24 protein-coding genes are annotated in these 22,732 nt (G+C 64.5%); 5 read left to right on the forward strand and 19 right to left on the reverse strand.

Going from position 1 to position 22,732, the window contains the following annotated elements; translation table 11 throughout:
* The first annotated feature begins 10 nt into the window (after positions 1–10).
* The 3 genes from VKS22_16665 to VKS22_16675 all read left to right on the forward strand — a co-directional run bounded on the left by VKS22_16665 (position 11) and on the right by VKS22_16675 (position 1,961).
* Positions 11–1,288, forward strand: a complete 1,278-nt coding sequence (locus VKS22_16665; protein ID HLW72245.1) for a DUF1501 domain-containing protein — start codon at positions 11–13, stop codon at positions 1,286–1,288.
* Between the two features lie 68 nt (positions 1,289–1,356).
* Positions 1,357–1,725 carry a hypothetical protein gene (locus VKS22_16670; protein HLW72246.1) on the forward strand — a complete coding sequence of 123 codons (369 nt, stop codon included), beginning with the start codon at positions 1,357–1,359 and terminating at the stop codon, positions 1,723–1,725.
* Positions 1,726–1,760: 35 nt separating this feature from the next.
* Complete coding sequence (locus VKS22_16675) at positions 1,761–1,961, forward strand: hypothetical protein (protein HLW72247.1); 201 nt, start codon at positions 1,761–1,763, stop codon at positions 1,959–1,961.
* A 78-nt stretch (positions 1,962–2,039) separates the two neighbouring features.
* Here VKS22_16675 and VKS22_16680 read toward each other — a convergent pair whose 3' ends face one another.
* Together VKS22_16680 and VKS22_16685 are read right to left on the reverse strand one after the other, a co-directional pair.
* A complete protein-coding gene (locus VKS22_16680; protein ID HLW72248.1) occupies positions 2,040–3,626 on the reverse strand; it encodes a hypothetical protein in 1,587 nt (528 codons plus the stop codon).
* Between the two features lie 152 nt (positions 3,627–3,778).
* On the reverse strand, positions 3,779–4,192 hold the full coding sequence (locus VKS22_16685; protein HLW72249.1) for a hypothetical protein: 414 nt from the start codon (positions 4,190–4,192) through the stop codon (positions 3,779–3,781).
* Between the two features lie 195 nt (positions 4,193–4,387).
* Here VKS22_16685 and VKS22_16690 point away from each other — a divergent pair, with 195 nt between their 5' ends.
* Together VKS22_16690 and VKS22_16695 are read left to right on the forward strand one after the other, a co-directional pair.
* Positions 4,388–5,536, forward strand: a complete 1,149-nt coding sequence (locus VKS22_16690; protein HLW72250.1) for a hypothetical protein — start codon at positions 4,388–4,390, stop codon at positions 5,534–5,536.
* The gene (locus VKS22_16695) at positions 5,533–6,810 is read left to right on the forward strand and encodes an acyl-CoA reductase (protein ID HLW72251.1); all 1,278 of its coding nucleotides are present in this window, start codon (positions 5,533–5,535) and stop codon (positions 6,808–6,810) included. The genes VKS22_16690 and VKS22_16695 overlap by 4 nt, the downstream gene beginning before the upstream one ends.
* A 30-nt stretch (positions 6,811–6,840) precedes the next feature.
* Here the strand turns inward: VKS22_16695 and VKS22_16700 are convergent, their stop codons facing one another.
* The 17 genes from VKS22_16700 to VKS22_16780 form a co-directional block, all read right to left on the reverse strand.
* Positions 6,841–8,238, reverse strand: coding sequence for an amidase (locus VKS22_16700; GenBank protein ID HLW72252.1), 1,398 nt, complete (start codon positions 8,236–8,238; stop codon positions 6,841–6,843).
* An 87-nt stretch (positions 8,239–8,325) separates the two neighbouring features.
* Positions 8,326–9,099, reverse strand: coding sequence for a MotA/TolQ/ExbB proton channel family protein (locus VKS22_16705; GenBank protein HLW72253.1), 774 nt, complete (start codon positions 9,097–9,099; stop codon positions 8,326–8,328).
* A gap of 272 nt (positions 9,100–9,371) precedes the next feature.
* On the reverse strand, positions 9,372–10,355 hold the full coding sequence (locus VKS22_16710) for a FliG C-terminal domain-containing protein (GenBank protein ID HLW72254.1): 984 nt from the start codon (positions 10,353–10,355) through the stop codon (positions 9,372–9,374).
* Between the two features lie 44 nt (positions 10,356–10,399).
* Positions 10,400–11,278, reverse strand: coding sequence for a hypothetical protein (locus tag VKS22_16715; GenBank protein ID HLW72255.1), 879 nt, complete (start codon positions 11,276–11,278; stop codon positions 10,400–10,402).
* Positions 11,279–11,295: 17 nt separating this feature from the next.
* Positions 11,296–12,654, reverse strand: coding sequence for a flagellar hook-associated protein FlgK (flgK, locus tag VKS22_16720; GenBank protein HLW72256.1), 1,359 nt, complete (start codon positions 12,652–12,654; stop codon positions 11,296–11,298).
* Positions 12,644–12,892: a hypothetical protein gene (locus VKS22_16725; GenBank protein HLW72257.1), complete on the reverse strand. Its 249-nt coding sequence runs from the start codon at positions 12,890–12,892 to the stop codon at positions 12,644–12,646. The genes flgK and VKS22_16725 overlap by 11 nt, the downstream gene beginning before the upstream one ends.
* A gap of 66 nt (positions 12,893–12,958) precedes the next feature.
* Entirely contained in the window at positions 12,959–13,249 is a 291-nt protein-coding gene (locus VKS22_16730) for a flagellar biosynthesis anti-sigma factor FlgM (protein HLW72258.1), read from the reverse strand.
* Positions 13,249–13,791 carry a hypothetical protein gene (locus VKS22_16735; GenBank protein ID HLW72259.1) on the reverse strand — a complete coding sequence of 181 codons (543 nt, stop codon included), beginning with the start codon at positions 13,789–13,791 and terminating at the stop codon, positions 13,249–13,251. Before VKS22_16735 ends, VKS22_16730 begins: the two co-directional genes overlap by 1 nt.
* A gap of 70 nt (positions 13,792–13,861) precedes the next feature.
* The gene (locus VKS22_16740; protein HLW72260.1) at positions 13,862–15,088 is read right to left on the reverse strand and encodes a flagellar basal body P-ring protein FlgI; all 1,227 of its coding nucleotides are present in this window, start codon (positions 15,086–15,088) and stop codon (positions 13,862–13,864) included.
* A complete protein-coding gene (locus VKS22_16745) occupies positions 15,088–15,939 on the reverse strand; it encodes a flagellar basal body L-ring protein FlgH (GenBank protein ID HLW72261.1) in 852 nt (283 codons plus the stop codon). The genes VKS22_16740 and VKS22_16745 overlap by 1 nt, the downstream gene beginning before the upstream one ends.
* Positions 15,936–16,706, reverse strand: coding sequence for a flagellar basal body P-ring formation chaperone FlgA (gene flgA, locus VKS22_16750; protein HLW72262.1), 771 nt, complete (start codon positions 16,704–16,706; stop codon positions 15,936–15,938). Before flgA ends, VKS22_16745 begins: the two co-directional genes overlap by 4 nt.
* The gene (gene flgG, locus VKS22_16755) at positions 16,687–17,478 is read right to left on the reverse strand and encodes a flagellar basal-body rod protein FlgG (GenBank protein ID HLW72263.1); all 792 of its coding nucleotides are present in this window, start codon (positions 17,476–17,478) and stop codon (positions 16,687–16,689) included. Before flgG ends, flgA begins: the two co-directional genes overlap by 20 nt.
* Before the next feature lie 22 nt (positions 17,479–17,500).
* Complete coding sequence (locus tag VKS22_16760) at positions 17,501–18,214, reverse strand: flagellar hook-basal body complex protein (GenBank protein ID HLW72264.1); 714 nt, start codon at positions 18,212–18,214, stop codon at positions 17,501–17,503.
* The gene (locus VKS22_16765; GenBank protein ID HLW72265.1) at positions 18,211–18,822 is read right to left on the reverse strand and encodes a sigma-70 family RNA polymerase sigma factor; all 612 of its coding nucleotides are present in this window, start codon (positions 18,820–18,822) and stop codon (positions 18,211–18,213) included. The genes VKS22_16760 and VKS22_16765 overlap by 4 nt, the downstream gene beginning before the upstream one ends.
* Positions 18,819–20,849: a flagellar biosynthesis protein FlhA gene (locus VKS22_16770; protein ID HLW72266.1), complete on the reverse strand. Its 2,031-nt coding sequence runs from the start codon at positions 20,847–20,849 to the stop codon at positions 18,819–18,821. Before VKS22_16770 ends, VKS22_16765 begins: the two co-directional genes overlap by 4 nt.
* An 18-nt stretch (positions 20,850–20,867) precedes the next feature.
* Entirely contained in the window at positions 20,868–21,974 is a 1,107-nt protein-coding gene (locus VKS22_16775; GenBank protein ID HLW72267.1) for an EscU/YscU/HrcU family type III secretion system export apparatus switch protein, read from the reverse strand.
* Positions 21,967–22,725, reverse strand: a complete 759-nt coding sequence (locus VKS22_16780) for a flagellar biosynthetic protein FliR (GenBank protein ID HLW72268.1) — start codon at positions 22,723–22,725, stop codon at positions 21,967–21,969. The genes VKS22_16775 and VKS22_16780 overlap by 8 nt, the downstream gene beginning before the upstream one ends.
* Positions 22,726–22,732: the final 7 nt, after the last annotated feature.

A 22,732-nucleotide genomic window follows, 5' to 3' on the forward strand; every position in this document is an offset into this window, starting at 1 on the left:
CAATCGAATCATGTTCAAGCACGATCATCCCACGCCGCCGGCGAAGATGATGAATCGCCGGCAATTTATTCGCGCCGCCGCCTCGCTTTCTGCCAAAGGCGTGATCCTGCTGGGCACGCACTCGTGGGCGGCGCGCGCCTTGGCGGGCGAATCGGCCGACCGCCGGCGACTGGTGGTAGTCTTTCTGCGCGGTGCCGTCGACGGTTTGAACGTCGTGGTCCCGTATGGCGATAGCGAGTATTACGCGGCGCGCCCCTCGATCGCGATCCCGCGCAAGGGCGATGGCGCGGTCCTCAACCTCGACGGCCACTTCGGACTTAATCCCGCGCTCGATGCGCTGATGCCGCAATGGCGCGCCGGCACGCTGGCCTTCGTGCAGGCCTGCGGCTCGCCCGATCCGACGCGCTCGCATTTCGACGCGCAGGACTACATGGAGAGCGGCACGCCCGGGATCAAGACGACGGCCGACGGCTGGATGAATCGCGTGCTGGCGGCGTTGCCGGGCCGCAGTCCGACCGGCGCGGTGAGCCTGGGACCGGTCGTGCCGCGCATCCTGTCAGGCCGCGTACCGGTCGCGAATATTGCACTCGGGCGCGGCGCGGCGCGTCCCCTGCCGCTCGACAATCCACGAATCGAAGCGGCCTTCGATCGGCTTTACGATGGTCGCGATGCGATCAGCGTCGCTTACCAGCAGGGTCGCGCCGCGCGCAAGCAGCTGGTCGGCGAACTGCGGCAGGACATGGCCGAGGCCGATAATGGTGCGCCCACGCCCGACGGCTTCAGTCAGGATGCGGACCGGCTGGCGTACCTGATCCAGCGGGACCCGTCGATCAAGCTCGCCTTCATGGCGCTGGGCGGATGGGATACGCACGTCAATGAAGGCGCGGTGCAAGGGCAACTCGCAAATCATCTCAAGCAACTCGGCGACGGCCTCGGCAGCTTCACGAAACTGCTCGGTCCCGCATACGGCGAGACGGTGATCCTCGTGATCTCGGAGTTCGGCCGCACGATGCGCGAGAACGGCAACGGCGGCACCGACCATGGTCACGGCAATGTGATGTGGGTCATGGGCGGGCCGATCCGCGGCGGGCGGGTTTACGGCCGCTGGCCCGGACTAGCGAGCAGCAATCTCTATCAGGAGCGCGATCTCGCCGTCACGACGGATTTCCGCGAGCCAATCACTCGAGTGCTCGCCGCGCATATGGGACTCTCAGCCGCACAACTTGCGCAAATCTTCCCCAATCGCCCGACCGATAGCGGCAACGTCGCGTCATTGATTCGGACCTGAACTTTACCCTTCTCGTAATAGAGCTCCCAACACCAAGGCTGACCGTAGGCATCAACGCGACACAAACCTTGGCGGGCATCTCCACTTGGGACAACAACGTCGTGGAAGCCGGAACTGGAATTGTGCGCGCCGCGTTTGGCGAGGGAACCTCGACAACCGCCAGCGGTTTCGGGGCGAACGTCTTTGATGGCGGCGGCAAGGTCCGGACGGGCTTTGGCCTCTCGCAGGATCTCATCGACGCCGAATTCTTCGCGATCGACGCTAACGGCAGCGCCACCGGGATCGGCACATTTGACGCTACCAATTTCGCCGGTGTCTTCGCCAGCGACCTGAATGGCGTCAGCCGCCAGGACGACGGCATCACGCTGGACGGGATGTTCAACTATGAGGATCTGTTCGATCAGAACGGCCCCTTCAGGAGCCACCGCCGTTCCTGAATAGCAACGGCCGTGGTGGCAATGGGTTCTCCGTAGTGGACTCAAATGGGCTGGTGGCGGCTTCAATGGTCGATTTCGAGAGCAGCACGGCTCAGGTCAGGGGCTTCAACGTCGTCGATGGGAACAATCTCGATCGGATGTCGGCGTATCTGACCGGCACCACTAATAGTCTCGGCGGCACCATGACTATCACGACCCGTGATCAGAACGGCAACACCACCGGCACATTGCCCTGACGCTCCGGCGGAACCGGAAGTGTTTCCCGGACGTTCCCGCGGCTAGCGGGAACGTCCGGAGACTTATCGGCTAGAGGGTTAACTGCAGCCCGGAAACTTCAGGGTGGCGAGGCGGGTGTGCCAGTCGGAGCCCTTGGTAGCAAGGTACTCATTGGCGTACCAGAAAGTGCAGTCGTCGATCGGATCTACGGCCATGCTGGTGTAGTCACCCCAGCGATTGATGGTCTGTGAAGCTGAGCCCAACTTTATCGCGGCGATCGCCTCCATCGTGTTGATCGGATCAGTCGGAATGCGCCCGGTGTAGAGGATGCTCGGATGAACGCTGCTGCTCGAGGCGCTGAAACCGAGAGCGATGTCGCCCGCTTTATCCATCGCGAGCGAGCCCATCCAGAGCGAGATAGCGCCGACCGTGAAAGTTCCCTGCTGCGCGATCGCCGGGGCAGAATCCGGATTGATGATGTCGTACCATCGCACCGCCGCCACCGCCTTACTCGGCTTAACCGCGTGATTGACCACCAGATGTTCTGTGCCGCCAAGATTGCGCCATGCCAGCCGGTGCATCAGGCGGTCACCTAGCGAGTCGAGTTTCTGGCTGATACCCGGTTGCGGGATACAGGTGCCGGTTGAGGCGCAGGCCTGGGTGTACGGGGCAATGCTGATCATCGTGGGTCCGGTGAAAGTGGCATTGGCCGGAGTCGCGAAGTCCGAGTGAAAGTCGAAGAGTTCGAGCGTATTGGGGCTGCTGCCCAGCTCGACAAAGAAGTCCGGCTCGTTGGTTGCGGGCGGCGTGGCGCCGTCGACGTCCGATGGCAGGAAAGAGAAGTCACTCGTGGTCCGCTGGAAGCATTCGGTATTTGACGGGCCGCCAGCAAGCATCGACGCGCGATCAAGCGCACAGACCTTTGCCCCAAGAAAGGTAACTCCGCCGGAGAAGATGTTGAAGGAGGCGTAGTAAGCGTCAGACCAGACGCCGAATTTGGGATAGTCGGGCAGGCTCGATCCGAACGAAACTTCGTAGCGGTTATAGGTCAAGGTTGCATCCGAGCCGGTTGAGACCGCCACGCATTCGGAATTGGATGTAAATGAACTGTTGTAGGCCAGGATGGTTACCAGCCAGCGGCTCGCCGCCTTATCATAGAGCACCACCGGATCGCTGTAGTTCGAGGTCGTCTTGCCGCAAAGCGTGCCGGCGAAGCCAGACCAAATGCTGCTGACCGCCGCCGGGCCGAGGATCGATGCACCGCTGCTTTTGTTGAAGATCTGATACGAAACGTTGGTGGTCTCGACGACTTGCGTGCTGCCCACCGAGGCGTTGGTGTCCGGCGGTACGAAGCCGCTGATATTGCTCACCCCGTCGAAATTCAGACCGACCGTGGCAGCGACAAGTGGGCCGCCCGAGCGTTGGATCACGGGGTCAGTCTCGCTAGCGACGGCAGGGGCAGCGCCTGAGCGACGCCGCACCGGCAGGACTTCGTGCGTGCCGCTGCTGACGGAGCTCTCGGCGGCAATAGCGATATCACTCAAGGGCGCTGAAATATCGTGGTTGACCTCGCCGACAAAGGTCGCGCCGACCTGAACTTCCTGAGCGCCGGTCGTAGTAGGACAAACCATCGCAGTAAGTCCCACCGACGCGCCCAGCGCTAGCATTGTTATTGTTTTAGTCATCCAATCCTTTCTTGAATCATTTAGTGAAGCGTTTTACAGCTTATTTACTCAAATTAGAATCGTCAAACAGACGTCAAGTGTCAACGATTTATCATCGTTGTCGGCTGCGTCGCGTCGCCTGACGGATTGCGCGAAGAGCGAGGCGCTGAAATTTACTTGTGCGCGGGCGCGTTGGCGGCGGCCGGGTCGTCCGGCGGCGCTTTGACCGTGAGCAGTTGCAGCGCCTGCCCGAGATCAAGCTCGCTGTACTTGGGATTCGCGTACAAAGTGTCGAGCTTGTGCACGGCCTCGGCAGGCGTGAGTTCGGAAGTCGAAAGCTCGTCGGCGAGCTGACGGATGATTTTATCGGCGCCTTTCCAGTGAAAGAGATCGGCCGCAATCGAGAGGCTCTCGAGCTTACCGACACTCACCTGCATCGCATCGCCGTAGCCATTGATATAGCCGGTTTTGGCCGTATTATTGAGCCTGGTCCAGAAGATCCCGTTGTGATTGAAATTCGGCTCTGCGAAAACCATTCCCCAGCTCACCAGAAAGCCCAACACCACACCCGCAGAGAATTTTTTCATCTTTTACTGCTTGGAGCCCCTTATCCCTCGAACATCTCGATTCAATGTTTTTAACAAACCGCAGTTTGAAATTGAATAGGCCGGCAACCACCACGAGATTTCGCAGTCCCGGCGAATTAACCCCCTCGTTGATGCGTGGTCTGCGATACTGTCGTCGTCATAATATACGAGGCGGTCGTTGAAAGCGTTTCCCTTATGACGATTCTGGACGAAGTTCTCGATTTCATCCAGCGGCCCGGGTCGCGCGAGGGCTTCGACGCGCTGGCGCTCCGCGTGTTCGCATATCAGGTCGACCATGTGCCGGCATATCGAAGCTATGTTGCCGCGCTGGGCGTCGAGCCTGCGGCCGTGCGGCGCGTTGATCAGATTCCCGCGGTCAGCACGCTCGCTTTCAAATACGCGCAGATGGAAAGTCTCGCCGAGACGCCCGCGACGCAGGCCCGCCTCTTTCTAACCAGCGGCACCACGATCGGGATGGCGGAGCGCGGCCGCCATCGCGTCCTGCACCCGGAGATCTACCGGGCTTCCGCCATCGGCCACCTGCGCCGGATGATGTTCCCCGACGGGCGTCGCCTGGCGATGATTGCGCTTCATCCGACCGCCGAGCGGATGCCCGAGTCGTCGCTGTCGCAGATGATCAGCTGGTGTATCGAGGAGTTTGGTACGGCGGAATTGGCGTGCGTCGCCACGCGCGAGGGGATCGACGTCGCGAAGGCGATCGAGTTTCTGCGCGGGTGCGCGCGCGCCGGCGCACCGGTTTGTATTCTCGCCACCACCGCGGCCTGCGCCAAGCTGTTCGCGGCGCTCACCGAGTCATCCACTGAACGCACCTCGCGGACTCGTTTGCTCGGTGCGCGCGGCAGCCGCGCTTCGCTAGCGATCGTCCTTCCCGCAGGGTCGCGCCTGATGGATACCGGCGGCGCCAAAGGCCAGACCGCGCCGCTCAGTGCGGCGGAAGTGGCCGAGCAGGCTTCGCGCTGCCTGAATCTCGATCCGGCCCTTGTGATCAATGAGTACGGCATGACGGAAATGTGTTCGCAGCTTTATGACGCGACGCCGTTCAACTCAGATCGCAGCGAGCCGACCGCGGCGCGGGTAAAACTCCCGCCGCCGTGGCTCAAGTCGTTCGTGCTTGATCCCGGGTCGTTGCGGCCGGTTGCCGATGGTGAGATCGGCCTGCTGGCGTTCTTTGATCTCGCCAACGTCGCGTCGGTCTCGATGTTGCTCACGGAGGATCTAGGCGTGATCGATGGCGGAGGCGTCAGGATCCTCGGTCGCGCAGCAACCGGCGACGCGCGCGGATGTGCGCTCGCGATCGCAGAGTTCGCGAATCGGCCACCTTGAACTCCACAAGCGTCGCGCCGCAAGTCGATGAAGTGTTCGCTGCGGAGTTCAGCCTGCGTGCGGTGCTTGCAGCGAATGCCCCTCCGGTCGAGTGCGTGGCCGCTGCAATCGTCGCAACTTGCTGTCAACTCGGATCGATTGAACATCCGCGCGGATGCGCGGCCGTCACGGCAATCGCCGCACGCTGGGGCTGGTCGGCATTGTCGCTTCCGCTGGATCGCGTCTGCGCACCGTGGAGCGAGTTTGATCGGGTTTTGGCCTTCGCGCGAACGCTGCGGGCGCGGCGCGAGCTCATCGGTTTTATCATGCCCGCCAACCTGCCCGGCGCCGGGCTGCACGAAGTCGCCGCGGCGATACTCGCGGGATGCGCGGTGATCATCAAGACGGCCGCGGCGGAGCCGATTTTCTTTGCCGAATTCGCCCGCGCGCTCGCTGAAGTGGACGCGGCCGTGGGCGCGCGAATCGCGGTCTTTAGTTGGGGCCGTAAACAGACTGACTTGACCAAAGCAATGAGCGCACGTTGCGATCGGATCGTGGCCTTCGGCGACGATGGTACGATCGCGCAACTCGAGCCGGCGAGAGCTTCCGGCCTCGGCCAGCCGGATCGTGGACTGTCGAGATTCGTCGGCTTCGGCGCGCGCGTCAGCGGGATCGTTGTGACCGCGGGCGCGATCGGGGGCGCCGGTCGCGACGCGCTGGCTGAGACGATTGCCAAGGAGGTCTCGGTCTTCGAGCAGCGCGGATGCCTCTCGCCACATCATCTGTTTGTCGGCGAGACGGACGGACTTGCAACGCGGGACTTTGCCGAGGAGATCGCCGCGGCGCTCGAGCGGCTTGCGCGCGGTCCCCTGCCGCCGCCGCGCGCCCTCGCGCTCGAGGATGCGATCGCGATCCGACGCGTGCGCGAGGCAGCGCGCTGGCGCGCGCTCAGCGAGCAATCGGTGCGCTTGTGGGAGGGTGCGCTCCCGGGCTGGACGATAGTTTACGATCGCGACGCGGCTTTTACGGGCGGTCCGGGCTTCCGTACGCTCACAATCTCGCCGTTTTTCGATCCTGCTGATCTCGCACGCCGTCTCGCGCCGGTAACAGGCCGGGTCGAAGCCATGGGCGTCAAATTCTCGACGGCCGATTCCCGCGACTACCTCGCGGAGCTGCGCGAGGTGATCGGGCGAACGGGCGCAAGCTGGATCTGCGAACCCGAGCGGATGCAATCGCCACCGGCCGATTGGCCACATGGCGGCGGCGAATTTCTCCGGATGCTGCGAGCCTCCTGAAACTGATTCCCATCCCGCGTGAACCAAAGCCTATTTCGAGGGCGGCCGTTGCAGATGCCAGTCGGTGGCCCTTTCAAAGGCTGCGCCGGCGCGGAGCAGAGTCGCTTCGCCAAGATGACGGGCGACGAGTTGCAGGCTGGGCGGCGGGCCACCGGGCTTCTGTCCGCATGGAAGCGACAACGTTGGGTTGCGGCTCAGATTGAACGGCGCTGTGAAATAGACAAGAGAGTTGCTCCCTCCGTCGATCAACCCACTGGCATCGGGCGGGATCGCGCTGGCGGGAAGCGACGCCATCGCCATCGAGGGGCAGGCAAAAACGTCCACCTGATCGAACATCATCTGCACTTGGTTGGCGAAACGTTCACGCACCTGATGGGCCTTGGCGTAAGACTGACCGCGCACTTCGGCGCCGATTTCGAGAAATGAGCGGAAGCCGGGACCATACTCTGAAGCCCGCGACGGGTAAGTGTGCTCGTGAGCAGCGGCCGCGTCGGCGGCGCAGAGCGTCGTCCAAGCTGAGATCCCCGGTTCGACGTCGGGAATGGTAATCTTCACGACCCGCGCGCCGAGCCGCTCGAGCGTCCGCACGGCGTCGATCACCGCTTCGGCGACGTCGGCTGTCGCGATGTAGCGCTCATCGAGCCCGACGCGCAGTCCGCTGACACCGCCAGCGAGAGCCGACTGATAATCGTCCACCGACGCGGCGAGAGAAGTATCGTCGTGCGGGTCGCGACCGGCGATCGCGGCGAGCATCAGGGCGGCGTCGCCGACGCTGCGCGTCATCGGTCCGATGTGGTCAAGTGATTCGCCGAGCGGAAAGACACCGTACCGGCTGACGCGCCCCCACGTCGGCTTCAAGCCGACGATTCCGCACGCCGCCGAGGGAAAGCGAATCGAGCCGCCGGTATCGGTGCCGATCGCGCCGAAGCAAAGTCCGGCTGCAGTTGCGACCCCCGAACCGCTGGACGACGCCCCCGGCCATAAGGCGTGATCCCATGGATTGAGCGGTATCGGAAGGGATGGATGGTACCAGGCCATCGCAAATTCCGTCAGGTTGAGCTTGCCGAGAAGAATCGCGCCGGCGGCTTCGAGCCGTTGGACCACGGTGGCGCTGGAATCGGGCCGCCAGTCACGCAGAACGGCGCTGGAGCAGGTGGTTGGAATCCCCTTAGTCCCACAGAGGTCTTTGACCGCGACCGGCACGCCATGAAGCGGTCCGCGCCAGCGCCCGGCGCGCAGCTCCGCGTCGGCCTTGGCAGCAGCGAGCTGCGCGGAGTCCTCGATTACCAGATTATAGGCGTGAAGCCCGTCGTGCGCGCGAATCCGTTCGAGGACGCATCGGGTAACCTCGCCGGAAGTCAATTTGCCCTCGCGAATCTGCTTCGCGACCTCACCCAGCGACAAAAAACAGAGCGCCTCTGTGTCCATTTGATTCTCCCGCACGCGCCGGTCAGATTGGGAGAACCAGTAACACACAGAGGCGCGCGGCCGCCATGATTTCGGATCGAAGAAGGACTAAGCGGCCTTTTCGGTCTTCTCCGTTTTCTCTGTCTTTTTGACCAGCGCAACCGGCGGTGTTGGCGATCCTCCGGTCAAGGTTTGACGCAGCGCCAGTCCCTTTTGCCCGGCCAGGATACCTTTGAAGGCCGTAATCACTATGCGATCGAGTTCCTTCTCGGTTTGCGCACGGGCGCGGATTTTTTTGGAGAACGGGTAGGCGAGGATGTTGGCTGTGCCCACGCCGTAGAGGGTCGCAACAAACGCGGTGGCGATGCCGGAGCCGATTTTGCTCGGATCATCGAGCATGGACATCGTATGAATCAGACCGAGCACCGCGCCCATGATGCCGAAGGTCGGCAGGTAGCCGCCCGCCGCATCGAAAACGTCAGCGCCGGCGCTGTTGAGCCGGAAGTTCTCGGCAAACCGCCGCTCGAGCACGCCGAGCAATGATTCCGGCGCCATATTGCTCACAAGCAGGTTCAGCGCGGTGCTCAACAGGGGATAACTTTCCTTTGAGATTTGCTTCTGAAGCGCGATCGGACCTTCTTTGCTCAGGACAGTGCTGTAACCGACGATGCGGTCGATCAGCTCGAACGGATCAGGCACCGTCGAGGCAACGACCTTTTTCACGTCGCGAGCCGCCGCCATCAGGGAGGAAGGGGCAAAGGAGAGCATGCAAGCGCCAAGGCTGGCGCCCACAACGATCATCGCGGCGCTCAACTGTACCAATGAGCCGAGCGCGCCACCTTCGATCCATTGCCCGCCAAGCACGCAGGCCGGGCCAAGCAACAGCCCGACGATGCTGGCGAAATCGAGTTGCGTTTTCGTCCCCACTCGCCTCTTCGCTCTCCTTGATCGAACTCAGGCAAATCTTGATGAATCGCCGTTCGTCCAAGGTTAGCGCAAGACGCGTACCTGAGCTGTTAAGTGCGAAACGTTAGCTTTTGGGCGAGTGAATCAAGTTCAGGCATCTCAAATTCCGCAGATTGTCCTAAGACAACGAGGCCGGTGTCCTGATTTCGATAATCGTGCTTGTTGAGAGAGGCGGCAGATGAGCGCTTTCAAGCGACCATCTCCTGCTCATCGGCACGGAGGCGAACCTTGCCGTCGCGATTCATATTCAGGGCGAGCGTGCTGATTTCGCGGCGGGCAGCGCGGACCTCGGTGGCGGCAACACTCCCGCTGTCGTCGAGTCCCTGCGTCACCATCTGCTTCACCTGATCGGTGAGCCCGCTGAAGATGAGGTCGCGCTGCTCAGGCGCCATCCCCTTAAGCGCGATGGTCAGCTTTTCGGTCGGGACTTCGCCGAGGATGCGTTCGAGCACGCGGACTTCGAGCTTGAGCAGGTCTTCGAAGTGGAACATCTCGCGCTCGAGCGCCGCGGCGCAGGCCGGCTCGGTGGCGCGCAACTGCTCGACGATCGCGAGGGCGGCCTCACTGTCGAGCCGATTCAGCATCGTGGCGGCGGCTTTGACTCCGGCCTGCTGATCGCCGGCGCCGGCGCCGACCCCACTATTGAGGCTTTCCTCAAGTGCGGCCGCGAGCGCGTCGGCCGCGGCGGCGGCGATAGAGCCGCTGCGGGTCAACCGCTCGATACTTTTGGCGCGGGATTCCTCAGGCAGCAGAGCGAAGAGGTCCGACGAATAGGCCGAGGGCAGCTTCGCCAGCACAATCCCGATGGTCTCGGAGCGCTCGTCCTTGAGCAGGGCTGCCAGCGTCGCGGGCGTCACTCGTTTGGCCAGCGCGTGCCACGGATCCTGACGCAAAATCTGCGATGCGCCCTCCTCGCCGACGGCGAGCACGAGCGCTTCCTTGAAGTGTCCGCCGGCGCCGCCTGCGGCCAATTCGAGAAACTCGCGGCCGACGCCGATCAGGCTCGTCTCGTCAGGCTTGCCCGCGGCCTCCTGCTCGTAAGCCTGGGTCAGGTTGGCCAACTCGACTTCATTCAGATGCTTGAGAACCTTGGCCAGGACATCCTTGTTCAGCGTCATCGCGAACAGCGCGGCCTTGTTCGACCGGGCAGAAGACTCACTTTGCAGCGCCATGATTTTTCGCTTTTCCTCCTCTATCCGATGTTGAGCGCCGACGCTTAGGCCAGAACGTTGATCAGCGGCAGTTTGCCAAGGTCGGAGCCGAGCGACACCAATGCCTGATCCTGCAGATTGAGCTGCTGCAGGCTGGCCGCGGCCTGCGCGACGTCGACGTTGGTGGCGGAGCTGATCGCACTGGTCAGTGAGATGATATTAGTATTGCCGCTGCTGACCTCGTTGGCGGCGTTGTTGATGGTCCCGCCGATCCCGCTGCGCACCTGGGCGATCTGGGTAACCTCCGCCTGCAATTGCGTGAGGGTAGCGGCGACCGCCGGCTGGTTATCGGAATTAAGCGCGCTTTGCAGCGCGGTCAGGGTGCCGATCACCCCGGTGGTACTGTCGCCGAAAATCGATTGGCCATTGAAGGTCAACTGGAGCTTGGTGCCGTCGCTTAACTGCGCGGAGTTGGAGCCGGTGTCGCCTGAGTAATTACCCGCGTTGTCATACGGCGGAGTGAGTACCTGATTACCGCCAAAGATATAGCTTGCGCCATACTGGGTATTGGCGGCGCCGATGACCTGAGTAAGCAGGCCGCCCACCGCCTGGCCGATCGCGGACAATTGTCCGGCGTTCAGCGTGCCGTCGGACCCCTGGGTGGCGTCCTGGATCGCGGTATCGAGGGCCGTGTTGACCGATGCCAGCGCGTTATCGGCGGTGGAGAGCTGGCCCTGCGCCAGTGTGGCGATCGAGACGTCGTTGGTGACGGCCGATTGCTTCGTCGCGTACAGCTCGCCTTGGGCGAAAGCCGAGGGGTTGTCGGAAGGCTGATTGACTTGCTTGCCGGTGGCCAGTTGCTGCTCGAGGGTCTGGAGACCGCTCGTCGTATTGTCGAGGGCGAAACCGAGCGAATTGAACAGGGATAAGTCTGATACAGGCATTGGCTAATCACCTATGGTCACTGGCTACTCACTTGAATGAGATATTGGGTGATGTCGTTGGCGCTTTGTAAGGCGCGCCCGGCGGCTTCCAGGGCGTTCTGATACTGGACGAGATGCGTCAACTGGTCATTGAGTGAGACGCCGGTGATCGAGCTCTGGAGGGTTTGCAAGGAAGTCAGCGTGGCGGTCGCCTGCTGTTGATTGGTGGTGGCGTTGGCGACGGTCGAGCCGAACTGCGAGGCGATTGCGGTAAAGGCCTGGCCCAGGGTTTCCGACGGCGCCGCAGAATCGAGGTTGGTGGCCGCGGCCAGATTGGCGAGCGCGGCGGCATTGGAGCCGTCGCCGGGGACGCCGGCGGCGCTCGCGGCGGCGGCGAAGTTCTGCTCGGTGACGGCCGGGTTGATCGAGATGGGCGCGCCCGACGTTCCGGGCACGACAAAGAGCGTGTTGCCGGTCGAGCCGTCGAGGCCATAGCCGGTCGAATAAACTGAATTGATCGCGCCGGCAACGGAAGTCGCGAAGCCGTTGAGGCTGCTCTGCGCCTGCAGCACGCTCGCGGCGCCGGAGATGACGCCGCCGATACTTCCGCCGAGCTGCGCGGGTTGCAGCGGCAACGTCCCGTGCGTGAGCGTGACCTGCAGGCCGACATTAACGCCGGTGCCGGTGGTGCTGAGCGTGAGCGCGTTGGCGCCGCTGACCAGCGGCACGCCATTGACGGTTACGTTGCCGGCCGAATCGGCGGTGGCGCCAATCAACTGGGACAACTGGGCGACCAGGCCGTCACGCTGATCGAGCAGCGCCGCGGCGCTGCCGCCCTGCGCCTGGGTGGACTGAACCTGCGAATTTAGTGCCGCGACCTGCTGGGTAATATTGTTCACCTGCGAGACCAGCGTGCCGAGCTGTGCGAGCTGATCGCCGGCCGTCTGCTGCAGATTGCCGGAGAGCGTCGCGGAGGCCTGGGCAAAGTTGGTGGCGGCGCTAATCGCCGCGGTGCGGGCGCTCGGATCGGTCGGTGAAGCGGACAACGTCGTGAAGGAATTAAAAAGATCCTGCAGATAGCCGGAGAGGTCCGTGCCGCCGCTCGGCGAGATATAGTTCTGCGCCAGCGTGGTGGCTTGGGTGAAGGCCTGATTGAAGCTCGCCGAGGACTGCGCGCTATCGATCTGACCGGTGAGGAAGGGCGCCTGCGCGCGCTGCGTCCCCAGCACCTCGACGCCGATCCCCTGGCCTTGTGCGCCGGGGGCGGCGGCCAGCACTACCGATTCCGCCGAGTAGTTCGGATTGGAAGCGTTGCTGATATTGGACTCGGTGGCGGCGATTTCGGCCTCGGCCGCGGCAATCCCGCTAACCGCAACGGAAGTGATATTAACCGACATAGTGAAAGCCTCCACCGATCGCGTGGACGCGCTCGTGTACCGCCGCGCGCAGGCCGGTGGTGAGCCGGGCGAAGCTGTCGAGGATGCGGCGTAGCTCGAGCAGCTCGGCGCGGCTGATTGCGCTATGCGGCGCGCTCAACTCTGCGCTCAGCGCTCCGATTACGGTGGTGAAACGCGCGAGCCTGGCGACACTACCGAGGTCACAACCGCCCAGTGCCGGGTATTCCAAAGGCGTCATTTTGTACTTCTCTTTCTCACTGGCCGCTGGCAGTTAAGGCCTGGCCCACGCGCTGCGCGACCAGACTTAAGTCCGGCCGATAATGCCGTCGGCCAAGGCCGAGCGCAGCTGCATCACCCGCTCCGAGCGAAACGACGATAGTGACGCCACCGCGCTGCTCGCCGAGCCGAGGAGCAGTCCCAGCGGTGAGAGCGTCGTGCGGTCCGCCGGCGCGCTCGGGGAGGGCCCGGGGCCAGCTGCGCCGGCAGTGTCGCGAACCGGCGCCGCGCCATTAACCGGCGCCGCCGCGGTGGTCGCAGCCGCGTCGAGTTGCGTCGCCGACGGGGCAACACTCAGGCCATTAATGGAGTTCGACATTAGAGGGTACCCCCAAGTTTGGAGGGTGGAGGCAAGTCCGGGACCATCGCCGAGGGGGCCGGCGGCAGTATCAACGGCCCACGATTATCGGCCTGCGTTATCGCCGCCGTCTTAAATTCGGACACGGCGGATGTTTCGGATGGGCCCGAAAATGGGACAGACAATTCGGCGGGCGACGCCGCGGCCAGCACCGCGCGGTCGATCTTTTCGATCAGCCGGTCCTTGCTATCGAGTCCCCGCGGCGCAGCGGAATTATGCGTGCCGCCGAGATCATGTTCGAGCGCGGCATTCAGCGATTTCATCGCGGGCGAGCGGGCCAGCAACTTGCCCATCGCATCGTCCATGAAGGAGCCGTAGATATCGCCGGTAGCGCCGCCGCCAATACCCATCGGACCGGAGTCCACGCCCACCATTGATTGGCGCATCTGGCGCGAGAGAATCGTCGCGAAGGTCTGGCTCAGGCCCTCGGCGGCGCTGCGCCGCTGCAGGTCTTGGCCGCCAAAGAGCGCGCGGTTGAAGAGGCCTTGAACAACTATGCTCATAATCTTAACTCCTGGCTCATAACCTCTGTTCCTTGAACGGAAAGCGTTTCGCCCAGTCGGCTGATAGCGGTCAGCGAATGATCAGCTCGCCACGCAGCGCGCCGGCGGCGCGCAGCCCCTCGAAAATCGCGATGACGTCGCCGGGCTTGCTGCCGACCGCGTTGAGCGTTTCCGCGATCTGCTCGACAGTGGCGCCTTGCGGCAGCATAAAAAATTCGCCCGGATCTTCGTTGACCTTGACGCTGGAAGTTTTGGTCACGACGGTCGTGCCGCCGCTGAGCGGCCCGGGCTGCGAGACGTCGACTTTGGGTTCGATGGTGATGGTCAGATTGCCATGGCTGATCGCCGCGCGGCCGACGCTGACCCGGCCGCCGACCACGATCGTGCCGGTGCGCTCGTCGACCACGACGCGATCGGATTGGCCGGCCGCGACCATGATGGAGTCCATCGCCGCGGCGAAGGTGACGGGCGACATCCAGGCCGGGAGCTCGACCTCGATCGTGCCGGGATCGAGAATCGCGGTATGGGCGTCGGGGAACTTGCCGATGATCGCGCCGGCGGCATGGGCGGCGACCGCGGCGCTGGGATCCTCGAAGTCGAGTTCCAGCTTGCGCAGGGCGGAAAAATCATTGGGGATCGCGCGTTCAACCGTCGCGCCACCGGGGACCTGGCCGGCGGTCTGAAAGTTTTTGCGCTCGGAAGCGCCGCCCGAGGCGTTGGCGAAATAGCCTTCGACCGAGATCGGTCCCTGCGCGAGCGCATAGACCTCGCCGTCGGCGCCGCGCAGCGGGGTCATCAGCAGGGTCCCGCCCTGCAGCGAGCGCGCGTCGCCCATCGTCGAGGCCAGCACGTCGATTCGCGCGCCGACCCGGGCGAAGGGTGGAATATCCGCGGTGACCATCACGGCCGCCAGATTACGTACCTGAATATTCGCGGGATTGAGCGCCGCGGGCAGCGTGATGCTCTCATGGCGGAGCGTGTTGAGCAGAAACTGGATTGAGAGCAGTGTCTGCTGCGAATCGCCGCTGTTTTGCAGCCCGACCGTTAGGCCATGGCCGAGCAGATGGTTGATGCGAATACCGTGGATATGGGCGAGCGTGGCGAGCGGCGCGTAATTGCCGTCGTTGCCATGTTGAAAGCCGAGCAGACCGCCGCCCGGCGCGACGTAGCGCGCCTCGAGCGCCTGCGCGGATGGCGGCGGCAACAATCGCGGGTCCGCCTGGTCGCCCTGATCAAGCGCCCAGACGTAGCCGATCGCCATAAAGAGCAAAAAAACGACGATACCCGTGATTTTCATCAGAAGAGCCACAACCGGTCGAACATCCGGGTGGCGAGTCCGTCACCCTGCTTGTCGCGCGACTGGCCCTCGCCGGAAATACTGAGGTTGAGGTCGGCGACTTGCGCCGAGGCGATCGCGTCGGAGGAGTCGATATCCTGAGGACGGACGACGCCGCTCAAGTGAATCGTGTCGTCCTCGCCGTTGACCTGAAGGCTGCGCTCGCCGCGAATCGAGAGTGTGCCGCTCGGATTCACCGCGGTCACGACCGCGCTGACCGTCGCGGTGAAGGTATCGGCTGCGGTCAGGTCGCCCGCGCCCGTGGTGCTGTTGGTGGAAGTGCCGTTGACCAGACTGGCGAGATTAAAGGACGGATTCTTGGCGGCGAAATTCTCGGCAACGCCGAAGAAGTTGGGCAAGCCGGCGCTGATCGCGCGCTGATTCGAGAGCGTAGTGCCGGCCTTGCTTTCGCTGGCGACGGCTTCCGTGACGTTGACCGTGAGGACGTCGCCGACCGAGCGCGCCTTGACGTCGGCGACGAGATCGTCGGCCATTACGCGCATCGGGATACTGCCGGCGGCGTCAGGGGCGAAGGCGACGCGATCGACCTGATCGATATTGACGCCGGTATCGCCGGGCGCAGTAATCGGCGCGGCAACGGCAGTAGCGATTTGCGTATCCGGCGGCGGCGGCGCTTGTTGCGCCGCCTTGGGCGCCTGGTTGGCCGGATCCAGATCCGGAAACAGCATCCGCGGCACGGCGTGGGCGATCATCGGCAGGAAGGGCAAGGCGACGCAGCCGTTAAGCGTCGCGGCGAGCAGTAGTAGCAGCGGCAGTTTCAGCATCAGCATCCGCAAGCGAACCCGTTTCATGGCATCACCAGTTCCGCGGTCTTGACGCCGGTGACCGTAACGCCGACTGGCGCGCCGCTTTCAGGATTGATTACCGTCGCCGTATCACCGACGCTGGCGGCGGAGTTGGATTGCAACTGTGCGCGCACGGTGACTGGACCATTGCTGATCGTCACGATGACGAGATCGCCCGGATGGATCGCGAGTGGACGGATGAGCTGGTAGGCGTAGAGCGGCTGGCCGGCGCGGATCGGGTTGGCGGCGACCATGCTCGTGCGCGGCAATTGTTCGAGCGCATTGGGAGCGGCCGAGAAGGCCTCGACGGCTTGCGCCTGGAAGTCGCTGGTGGCGACCGCCTCGCCAGCCGCGATATCGCGCGCGGCGACCAGCACCTGTCGTTGGGCTGCAACGATAGCGGTGCAGGCCGTTGTGGCCCCGTCGTGCGTCAGCACCACTGTCAAGCTGCGGGATTGTAGCTGCGTCATGCCGGGCGCGACGTCAGCCAGAGTGGCGCCGGCGGGCGGGTCGCAGCCGAGCGTGACGGCCTGGAGAGTTACGCCGGGCGGCATCAGGGGTGTAACGCGGGCAACGAGCGCCGCGTTCAAATCGGGGAGCGGCGGCGCTGCGGTAGTCGGCGCTGATGCCCCAGGATGCGCCGATGACGCCGCGGGCTGAGCGGCCAATACCGCCGCGACGGGGGTGACCGTATCCGCATCCGCCTCCGCCGGCGCGATCAGGCTGATCGCGAGAGCAGCCGCGACGGCGAACTTAAACGCGGACGAGGCCATTGGCGATACTCTGCATCTGGTCGGATTCCTGCACCGCCTTGGAGCCGGCCTCGTAGGCGCGCTGCGCCTCGATCAGCTCAACCAACTCCTGCACGGTGCTTTCATTGGGCATCTCAAGGAAACCCTGGGAGACCGAGCCGAAGCCGTTCTGGCCGGCGATACCGGTCTGCGGCGAGCCGGCGGCCTGAGATTGCGCATAAAGGTTTTGTCCGAGTGGTTGAAGGCCGGCCGGATTGATAAAGCGGACGATCTGCAATTGGCCAACCTGCGTGGGCGTGCTTTGCGTGCCGACCTGCACCGAGATCGTGCCGTCGGGGCCAATCGTCAGATTCTGCGCGCCTTGCGGCACGCTGATCCCGGGCAGGGTCGCGTAGCCGTCGAGCGTGACGAGGCGGCCGTTCTGGTCGAGTCGGAAGCTGCCGTCGCGGGTGTAGGCGAGCGAACCGTCGGGCCTCGAAATTTGAAAAAACCCGTCGCCCTGAATCGCGACGTCGAGCGGATTACCGGTGTTGTTGAGCTCGCCCTCGGTAAAAATCTGGTCGACTGCGGCGGTCTTGGTCCCGAGTCCAACTTTCTCACCGGTGGGCACATAGCTGACCTGCGACGACTGCGTGCCGGCCTGCCGCGTGCTGACATAGAGCAAATCCTGAAAGCGCGCGCGCGAGACCTTGAAGCCCGGGGTGGAGGCGTTAGCCAGATTGTTGGAAATGACCTGGATGCGGGTTTCTTGCGCCTGCATACCGGTCGCCGCGATAGATAAAGCCTGTAGCACGAAGGGTTGCCTCCTGATTCGATCAAGCAGTTAGAGTGAAAGCCTGGATGGCGCGGTTGGAGTTCTCGTCAATCGCCTTCACCGAGTTCATCGCGGCCTCGTAGCTGCGCGAAACGTTCATCAGCGAGACCATCCCGCCGACCGCGCTGCCGGCCGAGGCTTCGAGGAAGCCTTGATAGAGCTGGCTGGCCGTGCCGGTGGCGGGGGGCAGCGCGGCGCCGCCGGCGGCGCCGTAGAGACCACCACCGAGCGGGGTCAGAGTGACCGCGGCCGGGTCGGCCAGAGCGATCTTTGCGGCCGGGGCGCCGTTGACGCTAATCGAACCGTCGGTGGCGATCGTGATCTGACCGGCGGGGAGCTTGATCGGGCCGCCGCCGCCCGCGCTCTCGATCGGCAGGCCAGCGGCGAGCAGCGTGCCGTCCGGTGCGAGCTGCAATTGGCCATTTCGGGTATAGGCCGGTCCTTGGGGGGACTGGACGGTGATAAAGGCCGGGCCGCTGACGGCGACATCGAGGGGATTGCCGGTCGAGTTGATCGGGCCTTGCGTCAGATCGAGCGGCGGCGTCGCGTCACTGGCCGCATACTGGAATGGCGAGCCGTTGCCGCCGACGCTCTGCACAATATTGAGCAGGCGCCGGAAACCCGGCGTCGCCAGGTTGGCGAGGTTGGAGGCGGCGATCCCCAGGCCCGCGAGTTGGCTGGCGGCGCCCGAGGCGGCGAGATAAAGCGCGTTCATCGATAGTCTCCTTCGGCGAGGGCGGCCTTGAGCTTGGCCAACGCCGCCTTGATTGCGCGCGCGGCAGTGCTTTCGGAACTGCCGCTGACCGCGGCGACTTCGGCCAGACTGAGTTCCTCGAAAAAATAGAGCGCGAGCAGCGTGCGTTCGCCTTCGGTCAGCAGGCACTCCATCAAGTTCCGCACTTCGGCGCTCTGGGCATGTTCCGCGCCGCCAGCGCTGTCGTCGGCGGGCAGTGAATCGGGTTCGATCGGTTCGCCGGGCAGCGCCAGCACGTCGTCAACGTTCGCGCCTGAGGCTTTCATCGCGGTGCTAATCTCGCGCATCAAGGCGCCATGCACGTGCGAACGGGCAAAGACGCCAAAGCCGACGCCGCGGCTGGGATCGAAGCGGCGCGCGGCCAGCAGCAGCCCGAAGCATCCGGCCGAGACCAGATCATCGCGGGTCAAGCCGATGCGGGAGGAGAGCCAGACACGATCGGCCTGGCTGACCACCAGCGGCAGATAGTTCTCGACCAGCGTGGCGATTTCCGCGGGGCTGAGTTCGGTCGCAGCGGGCGCGGTTTCGGGCGCTGCGTCGGCGTATTCCTTGAAACGATTCGGGCTCATCCGATCCGCCCCACGATCGTCGGCTCGACGCCGGCCGGGATATCGGTCGCGCCCAGCACGACGATATGGCGGGAGGCGCGGCGCGCGACGCGCTCGAAGATGCGGCGGATTTGCGGCGAGACCACCACCGCCGGCATCTCGCCGGCCTTTGCCGCGGCCTCGCCGGTGGCTTTGTGCACCGCCTCGGTGGCCGTGCGCAGCACTTGCGGGTCGGTCAGCATTTTCTGATCTGCGCTGGCGGCGGCGAAGAACGGCTCCTCGAGCAGGGGGTCGACCACGAGAATCGGCAGGACGCCGTCCGGACGCCGCAGGCTCTCGCAGATGGCGCGGCCGATCAGCGGGCGGATACGTTCGGCCAGCTCGGCGGGATCCTTGCTCGATGGGCCTTCGGCTGCGAGCGCTTCGAGGATTACGGGCAGGTCGCGGATCGGAATACGCTGCGCCAGCAACAGTTGCAGCACGCGGTAGACCGAGCCCAGATGGATACTGACGCCGGAGAGTTCTTCGACGATCCGCGGAACGACCTTCTGCGCCGCTTCGAGCATCCCCTCGACATCCTTGCGGGTGAGAATCTCGGCCGCGTTGGCGCGAACAATTTCGGCGAAATGCGTGACCATCGCGGTGAGCGCGTCGACCACGGCGTAGCCCGCCAGGCGTGCATTAGTGATCTGTTCGCCGGCCACCCAGAGGGCGGGCAAACCGAAGGCGGGCTCGGTGGTGTCGAGTCCCTTGACGGCTGGGCTCGGGCCCTTCGGTCCGGGTATCGCCAGCGACATGGTCGCGCGAATCGAACCGCGGGCGGCCTCGGCGCCGCGCAGCGAGATCCGATAGGTGTGCTGGTCGAGCGCGAGGTTATCGACGATGCGCACTGCGGGCAGAGTGATTCCGAGCTCATCGCGGATTTTCGGGCGCAGCGCCTGAATCTTGTCGGCGAGCTTCCACGGCTCATTGACGAAGGGAATCAGCGCGGAGCCGAGTTCGAGCCGCAAAATATCGGGCCATGGGCTGACGGCTTGATCGGCGGCCTTGGGTTTGACTACCGCCCCCTCCGCCGCGGCTGCGGTCGCCATCGTACGCGCGCGAAAGCCCAGGGCGATCAGCCCGCCGGCGATCGCGAGGAAGGGAATATGAGGCAGGCCCGGCATCAGTCCGATCAGGGCGAGCAGGCCGCCCGCGCTGAACATTGCGGCGGTATTCTGGAAGAGATCCTTGCCGATCGTGTTGGGCAGGTCGAGATCGCCCGCCGTGCGCGAGACGATTACGCCGGCCGCGGTCGAGGTCAGCAGCGCGGGGATCTGCGCGGCGAGGCCGTCGCCCACGGTCAGGATGGTATAGGTGTGCAAGGCGTCGCCGACGCTGAGACCTTTTTCGATCACGCCGATAAACAGGCCGGCGATCAGATTGATCGCCATGATCAGGATCGCGGCGACGGCGTCACCGCGCACGAATTTACCGATACCGTCCATCGCGGCGTAGAAATCGGCTTCGCGCGCGAGCTCGCGGCGGCGCCGGCGGGCCTCTTCTTCGCCGACGATACCGGCATTGAGGTCAGCGTCGATCGCCATCTGCTTGCCGGGCATCGCGTCGAGCGTGAAGCGCGCGGCGACCTCGGCGACACGGCTGGCGCCTTTGGTGACAACGGCGAAGTTGATAATCGCGAGGACGACGAAAACGACGATTCCGACCGCGTAGTTATCGCCGACCACGACCCGGCCGAAGGACTCGATTACCGTGCCGGCGGCGGCCGCGCCGAGATTACCGTGCAGCAGAATAAGCCGGGTCGAGGCGACGTTGAGCGAGAGCCGCAGCAGCGTCGCCACCAGCAGGACGGTCGGAAAGGCCGAGAAATCGAGCGCGCGCCGATTCGAGGCCGAGACCACCAGCACAACTATCGAAAGGGCCAGCGAAAACGACAGCAGGACGTCGAGTAGAGTTGCGCCGATCGGCGCGAGCATCCCGGCCAGCACGAGCATCGCGGTGGCCGGCAGCGCCAGCTCGGACGCGGAGATGAGTCGGTTCGTCGGCATCGTACTTGGCTACTGCCCTCAGGCTTCCTGTCCCCGGACTTGCGGTCTTTGTCCGGCCGGCTGCGGCGATGGCGACGAGGCCTGGTGGCGGGCCGCTTCGGCGCGCAGAATCATGCCGAGGACCTCGGCGACGGCGCGGTAGAAGTGGCGCGGAATCTGATCGCCGACTTCGACAGCGCGAAACAGGCCGCGGGCCAGGATGGGATTCGGCATGATCGGCACTGCGGCCATCCGCGCGATCGCGACCAGCCGATGAGCACGCTCACCGGCGCCCTTGGCGACGCACTGCGGCGCCGGGTCGAAGCCGCGGCGATAGCGCAGCGCCACCGCGTAATGGGTCGGATTGGTGAGCACGACGGTCGCCGTCGCCGCCTGATGGATGCCGCGCACGCGCTTGGCGCTCATGCGCATGGCGCGGCGGATCGCGCGCTTGACCTGCGGATTGCCCTCTTCCTGCTTGAGCTCGTCGCGGAATTCCTGCCGCGTCATGCGCAGCTCGGTCTCGTGCTCGTAGCGCTTGTGCGCGTAGTCGGCGGCGCCGGTGACGACCGCGATCACGGCGCTCCAGCCGAGCAGCCGGCGGACCGCCGCAGCCATCACGCCGAGGCTCTGATCGATGCTCCCGCTGTTGAAGCCGGCAGTGAGCGCCCAGTAGGCGGTCTCCCAGCCAAGCAGTGCGATCAAGACGATTTTGGCCGCAGCCTTGCCGAGTTCGATCAAGCCGGCGACGGCAAAGATGCGGCCGAAATAGCTCAGCGGATTGAGCCGCTTCCAATCGGGGGCGAGCCGCGCAGGCGCGAAGACGATCCCGCCCTGAGCGGCGCTGGCGAGCAGCGCGACCGCGGCGAGCAGGCCCGTGCCGGCGGCCACGAGCATCAGCGGCGGCAACAGCGCCGCCGCCGTCGTATCGCCGAGTCGGCCCGTAGTTCCGGCTGCGAAGGCCTGGCGGAAGGCGCGCAGCGCGGTGCTACCGATCAGGCCAAGCGCGCCGGCCGCGGCGCTGGCGGCGAAGGCCAGCACGAGCGCCCCGGTTAGATCGCGGCTGCGCGCGACGTTGCCCTGCTCGCGCGCGCGCTGGCGCTTTTGCGGCAGCGCCGGGAAAATCTTTTCGTCGCGCTCAGCCATTGAGCCACCCGAGCGCCTCAGCCATTACCGAGGACCAGACGCGCGTGATTCCGGCGGTCAGTCCGGCCGCGTCGAGGGTCAGCAAAAACAGTCCTGCAAGGACGATCGCGGCGGGCGCCGCGACAAGAATATTGACCTGGGGCGCCAGCCGCGCAATCGCGCCCTGCGCCAGCGCCAGCACAAAGAGCGGAATCAGCAGCGGCAGCCCGAGACCCAACGCGAGAACGAAAAGCCGGCCGCCCAGCCGGATCAAAGCCGACGGCGGCGGCAGCGTAAGCTGCCCGAGCGGCGCCACATCAACGCTGCGCGCCAGGGCAATAAGCAGCGTCCGATGGAAGCCGCCGATGAAAAACAACAGTTCGGCCAGGGTGCCGAAGGCGTCGGCCGCAACGTTGGGTATCTGCGTCGTGACGCGCAGCAGACCGCCGGTGTTGAGTTCCATCCCGGCGCCGATCAAATCTCCCGCCATGATGGCGGCACCGAAGACGAGCGCCGCGGCAAAGGACAACATGACGCCGACGCCGAGCTCGCGGATAACCAGCAGCACGATTGGCAGAACGCCCGCCGCGACGGGCAATGTCACGCTCGCGCGCGACATCAGGGCGCCAGCGAGCAGGGCCGCGAGCAGCACGCGCAAGCGGATTGGCAGTCCCACCCCGAGCATCGCGGGCAGGCCGAGCGTAACGCCAGCGGCGCGGGCAAAGAGCAGGCCGAAGGCGAGCGTGAGTTCGGGGCCGACTTGCAGCTTCATCAGCGCG

It is taken from the genome of Candidatus Binataceae bacterium (assembly GCA_035308025.1).
GTDB lineage: Bacteria > Desulfobacterota > Binatia > Binatales > Binataceae > JAJPHI01.